The organism is Rhizohabitans arisaemae (genome assembly GCF_025996515.1).
GTDB classification, from domain to species: domain Bacteria; phylum Actinomycetota; class Actinomycetes; order Streptosporangiales; family Streptosporangiaceae; genus Rhizohabitans; species Rhizohabitans arisaemae.
This window is the reverse complement of the sequence record NZ_BLRH01000035.1, coordinates 985,454-1,002,039: the sequence shown is the minus strand read 5'-3', so window position 1 is coordinate 1,002,039 and position 16,586 is coordinate 985,454. Positions and strand designations below refer to the sequence as shown.

10 protein-coding genes, 2 tRNA genes and 1 rRNA gene are annotated in these 16,586 nt (G+C 67.9%); 5 read left to right on the top strand and 8 right to left on the bottom strand.

Annotation, left to right across the window (positions count from 1 at the left end; genetic code table 11):
* Positions 1–205 (bottom strand): 16S ribosomal RNA (locus tag RUR_RS26495); the annotation flags it as partial.
* A gap of 646 nt (positions 206–851) precedes the next feature.
* A complete protein-coding gene (locus tag RUR_RS26490) occupies positions 852–3,434 on the bottom strand; it encodes a valine--tRNA ligase (protein WP_283137902.1) in 2,583 nt (860 codons plus the stop codon).
* Between the two features lie 102 nt (positions 3,435–3,536).
* On the opposite strand from RUR_RS26490, the gene RUR_RS26485 reads away from it, so the two are divergent.
* The gene (locus RUR_RS26485; protein ID WP_283137901.1) at positions 3,537–4,610 is read left to right on the top strand and encodes a DUF4344 domain-containing metallopeptidase; all 1,074 of its coding nucleotides are present in this window, start codon (positions 3,537–3,539) and stop codon (positions 4,608–4,610) included.
* A gap of 776 nt (positions 4,611–5,386) precedes the next feature.
* On the opposite strand, the gene clpX is transcribed toward RUR_RS26485, so the two are convergent.
* The 5 genes from clpX to RUR_RS26460 all read right to left on the bottom strand — a co-directional run bounded on the left by clpX (position 5,387) and on the right by RUR_RS26460 (position 10,817).
* Positions 5,387–6,673: an ATP-dependent Clp protease ATP-binding subunit ClpX gene (gene clpX / locus RUR_RS26480; protein ID WP_283137900.1), complete on the bottom strand. Its 1,287-nt coding sequence runs from the start codon at positions 6,671–6,673 to the stop codon at positions 5,387–5,389.
* A gap of 219 nt (positions 6,674–6,892) precedes the next feature.
* Positions 6,893–7,537 (bottom strand): ATP-dependent Clp protease proteolytic subunit, encoded by a 645-nt coding sequence (locus RUR_RS26475; protein ID WP_283137899.1) that lies wholly within the window; start codon positions 7,535–7,537, stop codon positions 6,893–6,895.
* Between the two features lie 12 nt (positions 7,538–7,549).
* On the bottom strand, positions 7,550–8,194 hold the full coding sequence (locus RUR_RS26470) for a ClpP family protease (protein WP_283137919.1): 645 nt from the start codon (positions 8,192–8,194) through the stop codon (positions 7,550–7,552).
* A 191-nt stretch (positions 8,195–8,385) separates the two neighbouring features.
* Positions 8,386–9,768, bottom strand: coding sequence for a trigger factor (tig, locus tag RUR_RS26465; protein WP_283137898.1), 1,383 nt, complete (start codon positions 9,766–9,768; stop codon positions 8,386–8,388).
* A gap of 179 nt (positions 9,769–9,947) precedes the next feature.
* Complete coding sequence (locus RUR_RS26460) at positions 9,948–10,817, bottom strand: helix-turn-helix domain-containing protein (protein WP_283137897.1); 870 nt, start codon at positions 10,815–10,817, stop codon at positions 9,948–9,950.
* A gap of 244 nt (positions 10,818–11,061) precedes the next feature.
* Here RUR_RS26460 and RUR_RS26455 point away from each other — a divergent pair, with 244 nt between their 5' ends.
* Both RUR_RS26455 and RUR_RS26450 read left to right on the top strand, forming a co-directional pair.
* Positions 11,062–11,544, top strand: a complete 483-nt coding sequence (locus tag RUR_RS26455; RefSeq protein WP_283137896.1) for an ATP-binding protein — start codon at positions 11,062–11,064, stop codon at positions 11,542–11,544.
* 45 nt (positions 11,545–11,589) lie between these two features.
* Positions 11,590–12,693, top strand: a complete 1,104-nt coding sequence (locus RUR_RS26450; RefSeq protein WP_283137895.1) for a carboxylate-amine ligase — start codon at positions 11,590–11,592, stop codon at positions 12,691–12,693.
* Positions 12,694–13,570: 877 nt separating this feature from the next.
* Here RUR_RS26450 and RUR_RS26445 read toward each other — a convergent pair.
* Positions 13,571–13,644: transfer RNA gene (locus RUR_RS26445), tRNA-Pro, on the bottom strand.
* A 91-nt stretch (positions 13,645–13,735) separates the two neighbouring features.
* Here RUR_RS26445 and RUR_RS26440 point away from each other — a divergent pair.
* Together RUR_RS26440 and RUR_RS26435 are read left to right on the top strand one after the other, a co-directional pair.
* A tRNA-Gly gene (locus tag RUR_RS26440) sits at positions 13,736–13,809 on the top strand.
* A 634-nt stretch (positions 13,810–14,443) separates the two neighbouring features.
* Positions 14,444–16,552: an AfsR/SARP family transcriptional regulator gene (locus RUR_RS26435; protein WP_283137894.1), complete on the top strand. Its 2,109-nt coding sequence runs from the start codon at positions 14,444–14,446 to the stop codon at positions 16,550–16,552.
* Positions 16,553–16,586: the final 34 nt, after the last annotated feature.

The window sequence follows — 16,586 nt, the reverse complement described above, 5'->3', positions numbered from 1 at the left end:
ACTTTCCACACCCGCCCATGCGGGCCGGTGTCGTATCCGGTATTAGACCCGGTTTCCCAGGCTTATCCCAGAGCTGAAGGCAGGTTACTCACGTATTACTCACCCGTTCGCCGCTCGAGTACCCCGAAGGGCCTTTCCGCTCGACTTGCATGTGTTAAGCACGCCGCCAGCGTTCGTCCTGAGCCAGGATCAAACTCTCCAAACAATGTCTGGAAACAATCCCGGCAAACCACCCCAAGGAAATTCGGGGTGTTCACCAAAGGAATCCCACCCGGCCGTGTCGGCGTCCGCAAGGACACCCGGCCAGGACAGGGGTTCAATACATCACAAATGCACTGGCTTTTAGCACACTGTTGAGTTCTCAAGGAACGCACGCACACCGCTCGGTCTCCACCGGAGTCTCGACCGCCCGGAGCGTCTTCCGTTCTGTTGTGACTTCAAGTTTACCATTTTCCCACCTGCCAGTCAAACCGGCTTCCGGTGGGCGAACGATCAACTTTACGCCTCTGCCCCTCTCGGGGCAACCCCTCTAATTTACCGTTCCACCTGCCTCGTGTCGAATCGACCGTCACCATCCGGCGGCGACCGCATCCAACGACGTGGCTGCAGAGGTAGTTCAGAGAGGATTACAGGCTGCTGAGCTTCCAGGACCCTTTCGGATCTTTGGCCCTCTGAAGGGCCCGACTGGGCGTCTTCGCTGCCTGCGAGACGCAACTCTAGCACCGATCACGGATGCCTCGGACCCGCTTTGCCGCGAAAGCCGTGGAGAACTCGCCGATCGGCCGCGCAGCCGTACCGAGAACGCATGTGGCCTGCCCGGAGAACCCGGGCAGGCCACATGGGCGAACGACTCAGGCGGACGGCAAGGCGGCGAGCTGAGCCTCCAGGCGCTGGATGTCGGCCTCGGCCTGGGCGGCCCGGGCCCGCGCCTTGACGACCACGCCCTCGGGCGCCTTCGCCATGAACTCCTCGTTGCCGAGTTTGGCCGCGACCTGGGCGGCTTCCTTCCTGGCCGCCCCCAGGTCCTTCTCCATCCGCTTCCGTTCCGCGGCGACGTCGATCGTTCCCGCAGTGTCGATCTCGATCGTCACCTCCTGCACCACCAGCGTGGCGGTCGGCGTGAACGACTCGGACGCCGGGTTGAGTCTCAGCAGTGAGCGCACCGCCGCCTCATGCTCGGCCGGCACCCCGGTCAGCCGGGCGTCCACCCGCTGTCCCGGCTTGAGGCCCTGGTCCGAGCGGAACCGGCGGACCTCGGTGATGAGCGATTGGACACCGGCGATCTCGGCCTCTGCGGCGGCGTCGGCGTACTCGGTCCGTGCCTCCGGCCACGTGGCGACCATGATCGACTCACCTCCGGTGAGCGCCCGCCACAGCTCCTCGGTGAGGAACGGGGTGAGCGGGTGCAGCATCCGGAGCAGCGCGTCGAGCACGTGGCCGAGCACGATCCTGGTGTTGTCCCGGCCACCGGCGATCTGGATCTTGGCGAGCTCGACGTACCAGTCGCAGACCTCGTCCCAGGCGAAGTGGTAAAGCGCGTCCGAGATCTTGGCGAACTCGAACTCCTCGTACGCGGCGTCCAGCGAGGTGGTCACCGTCTGGAGGCGGGACAGAATCCACCGGTCCGCGGCGGTGAGCTCGGCGGGCGCCGGCAGCGGCTCCGCCACGGTCGCGCCGTTCATCAACGCGAATCTCGTGGCGTTCCAGATCTTGTTGCAGAAGTTCCGCGATCCGGCCGCCCAGTCGTCGCTGATCGCCACGTCGGAGCCGGGGTTGGCACCGCGGAGCAGGGTGAACCGGGTGGCGTCGGCACCGAACCGCTCGATCCAGTCGATCGGGTCCACCACGTTGCCGAACGACTTCGACATCTTCTTGCCGTACTGATCGCGGACCATGCCGTGCAGCACGACGGTCCGGAACGGCGGCTGCCCGTCCATGGCGTACAGACCGAACATCATCATCCGGGCGACCCAGAAGAAGAGGATGTCGTATCCCGTGACGAGCACGGTGGTCGGATAGAAGCGCATCAGGTCGGGCGTCGACTCCGGCCAGCCCAGGGTCGAGAACGGCCAGAGCCCCGAGGAGAACCAGGTGTCCAGCACGTCCGGATCCTGGGTGTAGCCCTCGGGCACCGCCTCGTCCGGGCCCACGCAGACGACCTCGCCCGCGGGGCCGTACCAGACCGGGATGCGGTGTCCCCACCACAGCTGCCGGGAGATGCACCAGTCGTGCATGTCGTCGACCCAGTCGAAGTAGCGCTTGGCCAGCTCGGGCGGGTGGATCCTGGTCCGGCCGTCCCGGACCGCGTCGCCCGCCTCCTTGGCCAGCGGACCGACCGAGACGAACCACTGCAGCGACAGCCGGGGCTCCACCACGGTCTTGCACCGGGAGCAGTGCCCGACGGCGTGCACGTACGGCCGTTTCTCGGCGACGATCCTGCCCTCGGCGCGCAGCGCCGCGACCACGGTCGGCCGGGCCTCGAAGCGGTCGAGCCCCTCGAACGGGCCGGGCACGGTGATGGCGCCGCGCTCGTCCATGATGGTCATCGACGGCAGGGAGTGCCGCCGCCCGATCTCGAAGTCGTTGGGGTCGTGCGCCGGGGTGACCTTGACCGCTCCGGTGCCGAACGCCGGGTCGACGTGCTCGTCCGCCACGATCGGAATGCGCCGGCCGGTCAGCGGCAGCTCGACGGAGGTCCCGATGAGGTGCCGATAGCGCTCGTCCTCGGGGTGCACGGCCACGGCCGTGTCGCCCAGCATCGTCTCCACCCGGGTCGTGGCGACCACGATCCCGTCGGCGGAATCGCCGTACCGGATCGAGACGAGCTCGCCCTCGTCGTCGCTGTGCTCGACCTCGATGTCGGAGAGCGCGGTCAGGCATCGGGGGCACCAGTTGATGATGCGTTCGGCGCGATAGATCAGGCCGTCGTCGTAGAGGCGCTTGAAGATGGTCTGCACCGCGCGGGACAGACCGGGATCCATGGTGAAGCGCTCACGCGACCAGTCCACGCCGTCGCCGAGCTTCTTCATCTGGCTGAGGATCCGGCCGCCGGACTCTTCCTTCCACTGCCATACCCGCTCGACGAACGCCTCCCGCCCGAGGTCGTGCCGGGAGAGGCCGGACTTGGCGAGCTCTCGTTCGACGACGTTCTGGGTCGCGATCCCCGCGTGGTCCATGCCCGGCAGCCAGAGCGTCTCGAACCCGAGCATCCGGGCCCGCCGGCTCAACACGTCCTGAATCGTGTGGTCGAGCGCGTGCCCGACATGCAGGACACCGGTGACGTTCGGCGGCGGCAGCACAATGCTGTACGACTCCCGGCCGCTTCCGGGGTCGGCGGTGAATCGCCCTTCGGATACCCAACGCTCGTAGCTGCGGGCCTCCACGTCGGCGGGCGCGTACTGCGTCGGCAGGAAAGGAGTTGTCACAGCGCACAAGTGTATTGCCGACGGCGATAGGACCTACAAGTCAGTATCAAGCCGCTTGCTAGCGCGACACGATGGGATCATAAGGGAACCTGATCGCTACGAAGGACACAAATGTCTGGTTACTCGGCCCCACCGCCCTATGGCGGCCAACCCCCGTACGGCGGGCCGCCGCCACCTCCCTACGGTGGCGGCCCCCCTCACGGTGGGCAGCCTCCGTACGGTGGGCAGCCGCCGTACGGCCCACCCGGTTACGGTCCGCGGCAGCCCTGGGGTCCCCCGCCGCCGCCCCCGAAGAAGAGCCGGGCGGGACTCTGGCTCACCCTCATCCTCGTTCCCGTCCTGCTGCTCGGGGCCGGGTGTGTCGCGCTCATCGTCGCCGTGGCCGACGGCGCGCCGCCGTACCCGGACTCGCCGCCCGCGGCCGCGCAGTCGCCGACTTCGGAGCCCACCGGGGCCGCAAGCCCGAGCGCGAGCCCGCCCCAGGCCTCCGGCGGCAGGTTCGTACCCGTTTACGCCGACGTGACGGAGTCGGCCAACCAGCCGATCGCGGACGCACTCCGGGAGGGCCAGGTCCTGGAGTCCCTCACCACCTCGGTGAGCGCCTCGCTGCGGCTCCCCTACGACATCACCGTCGCCGCCGCCGAGTGCGGTCAGGTCAACGCCTTCTACAACCCGCAGAAGAAGACGATCATCCTCTGCTACGAGTTCGTCGCCGACGCGCTCACCCGCTACCGGTCCCTCGCCCAGACCGACGAGGACAACACCAAGTTCGCGGTGGCCAGTATCGAGAACGCGTTCTTCCACGAGCTGGGACACGCGGTGATCGACATCTACGACCTGCCCAGCACCGGGCGCGAGGAAGACGCCGCCGACCAGCTCGCCGTCTACATCATCCTTTCCCAGAAGATGGACGGCGACTCGATCCTGCGGATCGCGCAGACCTACGCCGTGGCCGCGCAGAACTCGGAGATGAGTCAGCTCCCGTTCTTCGACGAGCACTCCCTGGACGCCCAGCGGGCCTACAACTACCTCTGCTGGCTGTACGGGTCCGCTCCCGAGCGGTACACCAACCTCGTCGGCAACGGCGTGCTTCCCGAAGCCCGCGCCCAGCGTTGCCCCGGGGAATACGAGAAGCTGGTCACCGCGTGGAGCACGCTGCTCAAGCCGCACCTGCAGCAGACCTGACCCATGGCGCGGTACGGGCGAAGCCCCCGTACGACCCGGTTCCATAGGTGAAGGCGGCTCCCGGCCCAGACCCGGGCGCCGCCTTCACGTCTTCCCAGAACGTGTTTCACCCCTGCCCCGCCTGGAATCCCGGCCCGCCTCGCCGGGGAATCGGAATCGAGCTCCTCGGTCGGTCTGTGCCGGTCTCGACAATCCGGTCCGGTTGCCCGGACAGGCCCGAAAACCACGACGGAGAGTGACGATCTATACCACCACGACATTCGGGTCGTGACGGGCCCTGACCACAGGACCTTCCGAAATCCACTACCTGGAGTCACGCCGCCCTCATAAGTCGCCTGCCCACCGGCCGCAAAGACCCGACTCGGGCTTCGAGTCCACGCCTCTGTGGGCACCGACGGGGTGCCCACAGTCTGAGCCGACCGGCGAAAACCCCTGCCGCCCGGCAGGTGAGGTCGCGCTGTCCGTGCCCTGGCGGCGCATCGTGAGGATCACCGACCGCCCGCCGGACGCCTGCGGGGGCCGTTGGCCGGGCAGGTGACGGTGTACGGCGTGCGCGGCGCCTTCGGCTGCGCTCGGACCCGTTACACCGCTGGGTGGGGTGAACGGTCCACCGGGCAGGGGTAGCCGGACGGTCAGCCGCCGAGACGGCCGGTCCTATCGAGCCAGTGCACGGTTCGCCGGTAAGGGGCAGCTGGAGCCCTGCCCAAGTGGGATCGGCACACCGAGTGTGCCCAGGTAGTCGGCCACCTGCCGCGCCGGGCTCCGGGCGTGTCGGGCTAGGCGCTCTTCTCCCTGGGAGTGCGCTTGGAGGCGATCTGGTCGCGGGGGATCAACGTCGGGTAGACGTGCTCCAGGACCGCCTCGCGCGTGATGACCACCCGCGCCACGTCCTCCCGGCTCGGGACCTCGTACATCACCGAGAGGAGGACCTCCTCCAGGATCGCGCGGAGGCCACGCGCTCCGGTACCGCGGAGGATCGCCTGGTCCGCGATGGCCTCCAAGGCGTTCTCGGTGAACTCCAGCTCCACGCCGTCCAGCTCGAACAGCCGCCGGTACTGCTTCACCAGGGCGTTCCGCGGTTCGGTGAGGATCTGGATGAGCGCCTCGCGGTCGAGGTTGTGCACGCTGGTGATGACCGGCAGCCGGCCGACGAACTCGGGGATCATGCCGAACTTGAGCAGGTCCTCGGGCATCACGTCGGCGAAGCAGTCGGTGGCGTTGAGCTCGTCCTTGGAGTGGATGACCGCGTTGAAGCCGACGCCCTTGCGGCCGATCCGGGACTCGATGATGCGCTCCAGGCCGGCGAAGGCACCGCCGCAGATGAACAGCACGTTCGTGGTGTCGATCTGGATGAACTCCTGGTGCGGGTGCTTGCGGCCGCCCTGCGGCGGCACGGAGGCGGTCGTGCCCTCAAGGATCTTCAGCAGCGCCTGCTGCACACCCTCGCCGGAGACGTCACGGGTGATCGACGGGTTCTCGCTCTTGCGGGCGATCTTGTCGACCTCGTCGATGTAGATGATGCCGGTCTCGGCCTTCTTGACGTCGTAGTCGGCGGCCTGGATGAGCTTGAGCAGGATGTTCTCGACGTCCTCCCCCACGTAGCCGGCCTCGGTGAGCGCGGTCGCGTCGGCGATGGCGAACGGGACGTTGAGCATCTTGGCGAGGGTCTGCGCCAGCAGGGTCTTACCCGAGCCGGTGGGCCCGAGGAGGAGGATGTTGGACTTGGCGAGTTCGACGCCGTCGTCGCGGTTACGCTCCCCCGCGGTACCGGACTGGACCCGCTTGTAGTGGTTGTAGACGGCGACGGCGAGGGCGCGCTTGGCCTTGTCCTGGCCGATGACGTACGCGTCGAGGAACTCGCAGATCTCTCGGGGCTTGGGAAGGTTGTCCCATTTCAGCTCCGGGGAGTCGCTGAGCTCCTCCTCGATGATCTCGTTGCACAGGTCGATGCACTCATCGCAGATGTACACCCCGGGACCGGCGATGAGCTTCTTCACTTGCTTCTGGCTCTTCCCGCAGAACGAGCACTTCAGCAGGTCTCCCCCGTCGCCGATGCGTGCCACCCGGATACTCCTTTGCGTGGGACCGCGCACTACTTGCCTTGGCGGGCCGGTTCTGGTGAACCACGGCGGATGAGTAGTCCGCTCAGGTTTCGACGTTACCGCCTTCCCAGCCCTCAGTGAGCCCCCTGTCGGCGAGTCGCACCGGAACATGCCCAAACCGGCACCGCCGACGGGACCCGCGCGAGACCCGACCCAGGCCCCGCGCAGGCCGTCGAACACCTACGAAGAGGCTACCGGCAGGCGCTTCTTGCGTGTGGTGATGATGTCGTCGATCAGCCCGTACGCCTTGGCTTCCTCGGCGGTGAGAATCTTGTCCCGCTCGATGTCGCGACGGACTTCGGCGGCCGGGCGGCCGGTGTGGTTGGCGACGATCGACTCCAGCAGGTCGCGCATGCGCAGGATCTCACGCGCCTGGATCTCGATGTCGCTGCCCTGGCCACCGCCCTCGGTCGACGGCTGGTGGATCAGCATCCGCGCGTTCGGAAGGGCGAAGCGCTTACCCGGTGTCCCGCCCGCGAGCAGCACGGCCGCGGCCGAGGCGGCCTGGCCGAGGCAGATGGTGGAGATCTCCGGCCGGACGTACTGCATCGTGTCGTAGATCGCCGTCATGGCGGTGAAGGAACCGCCGGGCGAGTTGATGTAGATGCTGATGTCCCGGTCGGGGTCGAGCGACTCCAGCGTCAGCAGCTGTGCCATGACATCGTTGGCGGAGGCGTCGTCGATCTGCACCCCGAGGAAGATGATGTGGTCCTCGAAGAGCTTGTTGTACGGGTTCATCTCCTTCACGCCGTACGTCGTACGTTCGACGAAGGACGGAAGGACGTAGCGGCCGTTGATGTCTCCCGGCCGGATCAGGTCACTCAACTTCTTCCTCCGTTAAGAGACGGGGCCGTTGGAGGGCACCTGCCGGGCGTTGCGAACCACCTGGTCGATGAAGCCGTAGTCCTTGGCCTCCTCCGCGGTGAACCAGCGGTCCCGGTCGGAGTCCTTCTCGATCTGGTCCACCTGCTGACCGGTGTGGTGGGCGATCCGCTCGGCGAGGGTCTTCTTGACGTAGAGCATCTGCTCGGCCTGGATGGCGATGTCGGCGGCGGTGCCGCCGATGCCACCCGACGGCTGATGCATCATGATGCGCGCGTGCGGGAGCGCGTAACGCTTGCCCGGTGCACCGGCGCAGAGCAGGAACTGCCCCATGGACGCGGCGAGCCCCATCGCCACCGTGCACACATCGTTCGGTACGTATTCCATCATGTCGTAGATCGCCATGCCCGCGGTGACCGACCCGCCTGGCGAATTGATGTAGAGCCAAATGTCCCGATCGGGGTCGTCCGCCGCGAGAAGCAGCAGCTCAGCGGAGATCCGGTTGGCGACTTCGTCATCGACCTGGGTGCCGAGAAACACGATGCGTTCGCGGAGCAGTCGTTGATAAAGCTGGTCCTCGAGCCGGAGAGATCCGTTTTCACGGCCACGCGACTCGGGCCCGAAGCTCGCGGGCTGAAACAAGGTCGGCGGGCTGGCCACAGCTTCACCTTCCGATAGGTCGAAACGGTTGGTCTTGTGTTGCGACCCTAACGCGCCCCGAAGACAGCTAGCGCCCGGATCCGAAGGTTTTCGCTGAAGGCGCAGGCTGCGCCGGGCCCCGGCCGACACGGCGACGCCCTCACCGCAACACCGGTGAGGGCGTACCGCGACGACCTGTGGCGCCCGGTGGCTCAGCCCTGGGCGGGCTCGGTCTCCTCGTCGGACTCGGCGGCCTCGTCCGAGTCGCCGGAGAGCTCGGCGTAGATGGCCTTGAGGTCCACCTCGCGACCGGACTCGTCCGTGACCTTGGCGGCGTCCCCGACGATGCTGCCGGCCTTGGTCCGCACGACCTCCATCATCGCCAGCGTGAGCTGGTTGCTGTCGGCGAGGTGCTGCGCCAACCGGTTGGGCTCCACGCCCATCTGGGCGGCGCGCTGGACCACGAACTCGGTGAGCTCGGCCTCGTTGACGCCGATCTCCTCCTGGGCGATGAGCTTGTCGATGACGAAGCCGGTCTTCAGGGCCTTGCGGGAGCTCTCCTCCAGCTCGGAGAAGACGTCCTCCTCCGTCGTCTGCTGCAGCCGGAAGTACGCCTCACGGCTCAGGCCGCTGCCCGCGATCTGGTGGTCGAGGTTGTGCTTCCGGGTGTCGATCTCCGTCTGGAGCGCGCTCTCCGGCAGCGGGATGTCGATCTGGTCGACCAGCCCCTGGACCGCCTTGTCCCGCGCCTGGGAGACCTGAGTGATCAGCTTGTTGCGGCGCAGGGTGCCCCGGACGCTCTCGCGGAGCTCGTCCAGGGTGTCGAACTCGCTGGCCATCTGGGCGAACTCGTCGTCGAGCTCGGGAAGGACCTTCTCCTTGACGCTGTGGACGAGGATGGTGACCTCGGCCTCCTCGCCGGCGTTCTCGCCGCCGACCAGGGTGGTGTCGATGGCCTTGGTCTCACCCGCCGCCATGCCGAGGAGCGCGTCGTCCAGGCCCTGGAGCACCGAACCGGCGCCGACCATGTAGGAGACGCCGCTCGCCTGCTGCTCCTCGATGTTCCGCCCGTCGATGGAGGCGGAGAGGTCCATGGAGACGTAGTCGCCGTTCTCGGCGTTGCGCTCGACCCCGGTGAGCGTGGCGAAGCGGTCCCGCAGGCCGTTCAGCTGCTCGTCGATCTCCTCGTCGGAGACGTCGGCGTCGTCGACGACGACCTCGATGCCCTCGTGCGCGGGGAGGTCGAACTTGGGACGCACGTCCACCTCGGCGGTGAACTCGATCTCGACGCCGTCCTCAAGCTTGGTGACCTCGAGGTTCTCCGGCTGGCCCACCGGAAAGATCTCCGACTCCTCCACGGCCTGGCCGTAGAGCTTGGGCACGGCCTCGTTGATGGCCTCCTCAAGCACCACCCCGCGACCGAACCGCTGCTCGATAAGGCGGGCCGGAACCTTGCCCGGCCGGAAGCCGGGGACGCGCACCTGCTGCGCGATCTTCTTGTATGCCGCCTGCATGCTCGGCTCGAGCTCCTCGAACGGCACCTCGACGGTGAGCTTGACCCGGGTCGGGCTGAGCTCCTCGACAGCGGTCTTCACGGGGTGGTCTCCTTGATCAAGCTGGGGTGGATCGCGGGCGCTTCACACCGTACGGCTACCGTGACGGTCACCGCGCCGCGCCCACGTAAGCGGCGCGGGGCATGCTCGGCTGTGGCGGGAGTCCCGCGCCGCTCGCCAGTGTAGGGCAGAGCCGCACCTCAGCGTGTCAGCGAGCCGATTCAGATTTCCCGAGCGATCTTGTCGATGAGGTCGGCGGTCTCGTCGGGGGTCGTGCTGCTCGCGCAAAGTCGCTCCATGGCCAGGCTGTATCGATCGACGTCCTCGCGTTTGTCCAGATAGAGGGCACCGGCAAGCTGCTCCGTGTACGCCAGGTCGGGCAGGTCCTGCTCGGGGAAGCGCAGAATGCTGAAGGCGCCGCCGTCCGCCGCGTGGCCACCGGCTCCGAACGGCATGACCTGGATCGTGACGTTGCTGTACTTCATCACGTGGATGAGGTGCGCCAGCTGGTCCCGCATCACCTCGCGCCCGCCGATGGGGCGGCGCAGCGCGCCCTCGTCGAGGACCGCCCACAGGATCAGCGGGTGCCCCTGCCGGGTGAGCACGTGCTGGCGGGCCATGCGCAGGCTGACCCTGCGGTCGATCTCGTCGGCGGCGAGTTCGGGGGATCCCGCGCGGATCACCGCCCGGGTGTAGTCCTCGGTCTGCAGCAGGCCGGGCACGAACTGCACCTCGTAGGTCCTGATCCGGGAGGCCGCCTCCTCCAGGCCGACGTAGGCCTGGAACCAGCCGGGCAGCACGTCGGTGAACCGGTGCCACCAGCCCGGCTGGTTGGCCTGGCGGACCAGCGAGAACATGGCCGTACGGGCCTCGTCGTCCACGACGCCGTAGAGGGTGAGCAGGTCGGCCACGTCCCGCTCCTTGAAGCCGACCCGGCCGAGCTCCATCCGGCTGATCTTCGACTCCGAGCCGCGGATGCTGTATCCGGCCTCGTCACGGGTGATGCCCCGCTGCTCCCGCAGCCGCCTCAGCTGCGAGCCGAGCAAAATGCGCAGGGCGGTCGGACCGGTGCCGTGCGAATTCGGCGTCACTTCCCACCCCTCACAGATTGATCCGCCTACGTAGTGTCGCCACCCTGCGCCACTTATGACAAGTCCCCAAGCGCATCTGCGCGTGCACACAGCAACTGCACGTGCATTTGGGCCTTGCAGGAGGTTCAATTGTGACTCATGATGGCGTGGTGCATCTGCGGCTATTGCCGACGTCTGGGCAAGTGCCGACTGATTCAACGCGCAAAAAACAGGGTGGGCACAACCATGGGGAGGATCAGGCTGAATGCTCGATGAGCCGGTATCCACCACCACGACCGGTGAACGCCGCTTTCTACGGGGCCAGCTGGAGAGCGTGTTCCGGCCGCGTGTGACCACCCCGCCGTCCCATACGTACACCCTCAGCACGGGCGCGGGTTCGGTCAGGGTCGCGCGTGACGCCACACGGTCCGCACTTCAGAGTTGGGGCCTGGCCCCGCTGGTCGACGACGCGGCGCTGGTCGTCTCGGAACTCGTCACCAACGCGATCCGCCATGCGGCGCTCATCAGCGGGCGCCCCATAACGCTGACGCTGATGCGGCAGCCGGCGCATGTGATGTGCGCGGTGGCCGACCCCAGCGACGCGGTCCCGATACCCAAGGAACCCGACTTCATCTCCGAGAGCGGTCGCGGACTCTACATCGTGGAGACGTACAGCTATCGATGGGGCTGGGATCCCCTCGATGACGGCGGCAAGGCCGTATGGGCACTTTTCCGTACAATTTGCTGACTACATTTGACAGACGGATGTAAGTAGGGGACGTATCGTCCATACGTGGCGTCTTTCACTCTGGGCGTTGAAGAGGAGTTCCATGTCGTCGACCTGACGACACGGAAGGTCGTGCCCCGCGCCGACGCGCTCCTCGATCGCCTCCCCGGTTTCGTGACCGAACTCCAGCGTTCGACCGTCGAGAGCAACAGCCTGCCCTGCGTCGACCTGCATGACCTGGGGCAGAACCTCTCCGAGCTCCGCCGCACCCTTGTGGAGACCGCACAACCCATGGGACTGGGCCTCGCCGCGGCCGGATCCCTCCCCCTTGTCGACTCCCACGGCGGCGAATCCACCGACGGCCCCCGATACCGACGCATCTTCGACGACTACCAGCTCCTCGCGCGTGAACAGTTCATCTGCGGAACCCAGGTCCACGTCGAGCTCAGGGACCGCGACCTCGCCGTCGTCGTCGCCCAGCGCATCGGCGGGTGGCTGCCCACCCTGGTCGCGCTGAGCGCCAGCTCGCCGTACTGGCTCGGGGTCGACAGCGGCTACGCCAGCTTCCGCACCATGCTCTGGCAACGCTGGCCGACCGCCGGCCCGTTCAACGGCGTGAACTCCTGGGACGAATACGACAGGCTCGTCACCGACCTCATCAGATCAAAGGTGATCTCCGATCGGGGCATGGTCTACTTCGACGTACGGCCCTCCTGCCATGTGCCCACGGTCGAGCTGCGGGTCTGCGACTCCTGTCCCCTCATCTCCGACATCCTGCTCATCGCCGGGCTCTTCCGGGCCCTGGTGATCCAGGAGTGCCGCGCCGTCGCCGCAGGCGAACCGCCACGTCCCCCGCGTCCCGAACTCCGTCGCGTCGCGATCTGGCGGGCGGCGCGATGGGGTCTGGAAGGGGAGCTGTCCGGACCGTCGGACGTCACGCCGATTCCGGCCGGCGACATGGTCTTCCGTCTCCTCGACGAACTCCGGCCGGTGCTGGAGGAGTTCGGGGACTGGAAAACCGTGTCCGAACTCGCCGCGGCCGCCGTCGCCCGTGGCAGCTCCGCCGCCCGGCAGCGGGCGGCCTTCGCCGAACGCGGTGACCTCGCCGACGCGGTCGACCTCGTCCTCGCCGAGACCCGCATGGACCTCCAGGCCTCGGTGAATCTCTAAACGTTCCCGCCCCCGCCAGCGCCGACGGGGGCACCGGCCCTGCCGGAGACCCCAGAAGGGGTCACCTCCCGAAAGAAGCCAAGAAGCTCCCCTGGCAACCAGCGCCCAAAAGCCACGCCGACAGGAGTCACCCACAAGAAAAAGAGGGACAACGCCCCAACCACAATCCCAGACCACGCGGGGCACAGCCCGAAGCGGAAATCCCAGCAGACCCTCTCCGCGAGCCCAGAAGCCGCTCATACGGGGGCACCGACCCCCACACAGTGGAGGCTCCAGAAGGCCACCCTCCCGGAACAAACCGAGAAACTCCCCCTGCCAAGCAGCACCTGAAGAGCCTGCGAGCAGGGGAAGCCTAGGAGTCGCTCGTGCGGGGGCGCCAGCCCCCGCACAGTGGAGGTTCCAGGAGGTCATCCTCCTGGGATAAATCGAGCGACTCCCCCTGGCGAAGCAGCGCCCGAAGGGCCTGCAAGCGGAGAGAGCTCAGGAGCCGCTCATACGAGGGCGCCAGCCCCCGCATAGCGGAGACCCCAGAAGGCCACCCTCCCGGAACAAACCGAGAAACTCCCCCTGCCAAGCAGCACCCAAAGAGCCTGCGAGCAGGGGAAGCCCGGGAGCCGCTCGTGCGGGGGCGCCAGCCCCCGCACAGTGGAGGTTCCAGGAGGTCATCCTCCTGGGATAAATCGAGCGACTCCCCCTGGCGAAGCAGCGCCCAAAGGGCCTGCGAGCAGGGGAAGCCCGGGAGCCGCTCGTGCGGGGGCGCCAGCCCCCGCACAGTGGAGGTTCCAGGAGGTCATCCTCCTGGGATAAATCGAGCGACTCCCCCTGGCGAAGCAGCGCCCAAAGGGCCTGCAAGCAGGGGGAGCCTAGGAGTCGCTCGTCGGGGTGACAGGATTTGAACCTGCGGCCTTCTGCTCCCAAAGCAGACGCGCTGCCAAGCTGCGCCACACCCCGGTGCGGTTAAGCGCACACGCACCCCTGAAAAGCCGGTACGATTGCGCCTAGTCGACCTGAGGAAGTCTAGAGCAGATCTCCACGGGTTCGCGCGGGTGTAGCTCAATGGTAGAGCTCCAGCCTTCCAAGCTGGCCATGCCGGTTCGATCCCGGTCACCCGTTCCAAGTGGCGAAGGCCCAGGTCAGTGGGGGTTCCCCGGCCTGGGCCTCACGTGTTTCCAGCTCCGTGCGACAGATAAATCTTCCCCCACATTGCCCTGCCCGGCGATCTCCGGTTCCCGCCGGGCCGGTTCGACTCGTCCAGGCCCGGTCGGTGTGGCCACCGGTCCGGACGTCGTCACGGCTTGCGGGCTCCGAACCGTGTCGGGCGTGATCCTGGCGGAGGCGGCGTGGGGTGGGCAGCGAGGGGTGACTCAGGCCGGCATCTAGGACATCGGGCGAATAGTAGGGATTTCACCTGACGCGCCCGCAGCCGTACCGCGTGCAGAGAATCTCCGATCACTCAATCTTCCGCACGTTCCGGGGCATTTAATTCCGAATCCGGATTCAATTAAGAGTGAGCGGAATCCCCGCAACGCCCCAGTACAGCGGGGATGTCCCCCAGGAAACCCACAGCGGGCCCACAACCACGCAGGTCCGGACTCCCTCACCCACAACTAAAAAACATCGGATGTCAGGTTATTTACGACATTCATTGATATTGGGTCAGTGACTGGCGAGAATGTCTGCGTCGCCCCTCGGAGTCTCAGGGGCCGGCGATCGAACTCATGATCCCACTCTGTCCACCGGATGTGCTGACATGGAGTTTCGGGTACTGGGACCGGTGCAGGCATGGGCCATGGGGCACATGGTCGACGTCGGTGAACGAAAACAGCGACTCGTCCTCGCGGCTTTGCTGCTGGAGGCGAACCGGCTCGTCCCCGTGGCGTGGCTGGAGAGCCTCCTGTGGCCCGGCGAACCCCCGCCGAGTGCCCGGCGAACGATCCAGGCGCACGTCAGCCGACTGCGCCAGGTGCTCACCAAGGCCGGTGCCGAGCGGCACGGCGTCTCCCTGGTGCGCCGCGGCGACGGGTACGTCCTCACCTGCGACGCCGACAGAATCGACGCGCACCGGTTCCGCACCCTGCTCACCGAGGCCCGATGCATCGAGGACGACGCCGACAAGGCCCATCTGCTCCGCGGCGCGCTCGACCTGTGGCGCGGCCCGCCGATGGCCGACACCGCGACCGAGGAGATCCGTGAGCGCCTCTGCTGCGGCCTGGAGGAGGCCAGGCTCACCGCGGTCGAGGAGCGGATCAACGCCGAGCTGCGCCTCGGGCGGCACCTGGACGTGATCGACGAGCTCTCCGACCTCGCCGTCCGCCACCCGCATCGGCACCGGCTCACCGCCCAGCTCATGCTCACGCTCCACCGCGCCGGCCGTACCGCCGACGCGCTGCGCGCGTACGAGCACGCCAGGAGACGCTTCGGCGACGACCTCGGCCTCGACCCGCCCGCCGAACTGCGTCAGCTCCACGTCGGGATCCTGCGCGCCGATCCGAGCCTGGACTTCGTGCCCCTGGCCGGCGGGCGGGTCCCCCTCGTCCCGGTCACCCCGGCCCAGCTGCCCGCCGACGTCCCCGACTTCATCGGCCGCGACCGTCCCCTCGACGAGCTGCGGACGTTTCTCCGCGGCCCCGGACGGGAGCGCTCCACAGGCCCGTCCCTGTGCGTGATCACGGGCTCGGCGGGAACGGGCAAGACCGCGCTCGCGGTCCACTGGGGGCACCAGGTGGCCGAGACCTTCCCCGGCGGCCAGCTCTTCCTCAACCTGTCCGGTCACGCCGCCGCGCCGCCGCTGACCCCGCTCGAGGCGCTGCGCGCCCTGCTCCGCGGCCTCGGGGTCCCCCAGGCGCACACTTTGGGCGACGTGGAGCAGACGTCCGCGCTGTACCGTTCCCTGCTCGCCCGGCGGCGGATCCTCATCGTCCTCGACGACGCGGTCAGCGCCGACCAGGTCCGTCCGCTGATCCCGGGGAATCCGGCGTGCCCGGTCGTCGTCACCAGCAGGAACAACCTCGCCGGGCTGGTCGCGCACGAGAGCGCGCGGCGGATCGAGGTCGGCGGCTTCACCGACGGGGAGGCCCGTGCCCTGCTGGCCTCGGTGCTCGGCCCGGCCCGCGTCGCCGCCGAGCCGGAGGCGACGGCGGAGACGGTACGGCTCTGCGGCCATCTCCCGCTGGCCTTGCGGATCGCCGCGGCCCAGCTCGCCGCCGCCGGGCCGCACACCGAGCTCGGCGAGTACCTGGACGAGTTGAGCGGCGCGAACCGGCTGGAGGCCCTGCGGGTCCGCGGCGACGAACGGTCGAGCGTGAAGATCGCCTACGACCGCTCCTACATGACCTTGACCACACCCGCCCGGCGCTGTCTGCGCATGATGGGGCTGGCCCTCGGCGGCGAGGTCTCGGCCGACGCCACCGCGGTCCTGTGCGGGACCACCTCGGTGCACGCCCGGGACCTGCTCGGGCAGCTGAGCAGCGCCAACCTGGTGGAGCGGCGCAGCGGCAGCCGGTTCCGGCTGCACGAGCTCGTCCGCTGCTACGCCGAGCACCTCAGCCGGCGGGAGGACTCCCAAAGCGAGCGCCGGGCCGCGGTCCACCGGCTGGTCCGCTGGTACCTGCTCACCGCCGACTACGCGGTCCGGCTGCTGCACGCCGGGGAGCCGCACACCGCGCACGCGGTGCTGCCCGACCGGGCCGCGGCGCTGACCTGGCTGAAGACCGAGCAGACCAACCTGGTCGCCGCGATCGGCCGGGCGTCCGCGCACCCGAACCTGCCACCCCGGTTGGTCCACGAGCTGACCCGCACCCTGAAGGGGTTCTTCGTCGAGCACGGACGACCCGCCGAGGTGTCGGAGGGGCTGTGGTGAGGCCGCCGGTCGGCACAGGTCACGCCTGCCGCCC

What these genes read in the sequence shown, in the direction of transcription:
- RUR_RS26435 (WP_283137894.1), top strand. Translation starts at nt 14,444, where the DNA reads ATGGAGTTTCGGGTACTGGGACCGGTGCAGGCATGGGCCATGGGGCAC.
- RUR_RS26485 (WP_283137901.1), top strand. Translation starts at nt 3,537, where the DNA reads ATGTCTGGTTACTCGGCCCCACCGCCCTATGGCGGCCAACCCCCGTAC.
- RUR_RS26455 (WP_283137896.1), top strand. Translation starts at nt 11,062, where the DNA reads ATGCTCGATGAGCCGGTATCCACCACCACGACCGGTGAACGCCGCTTT.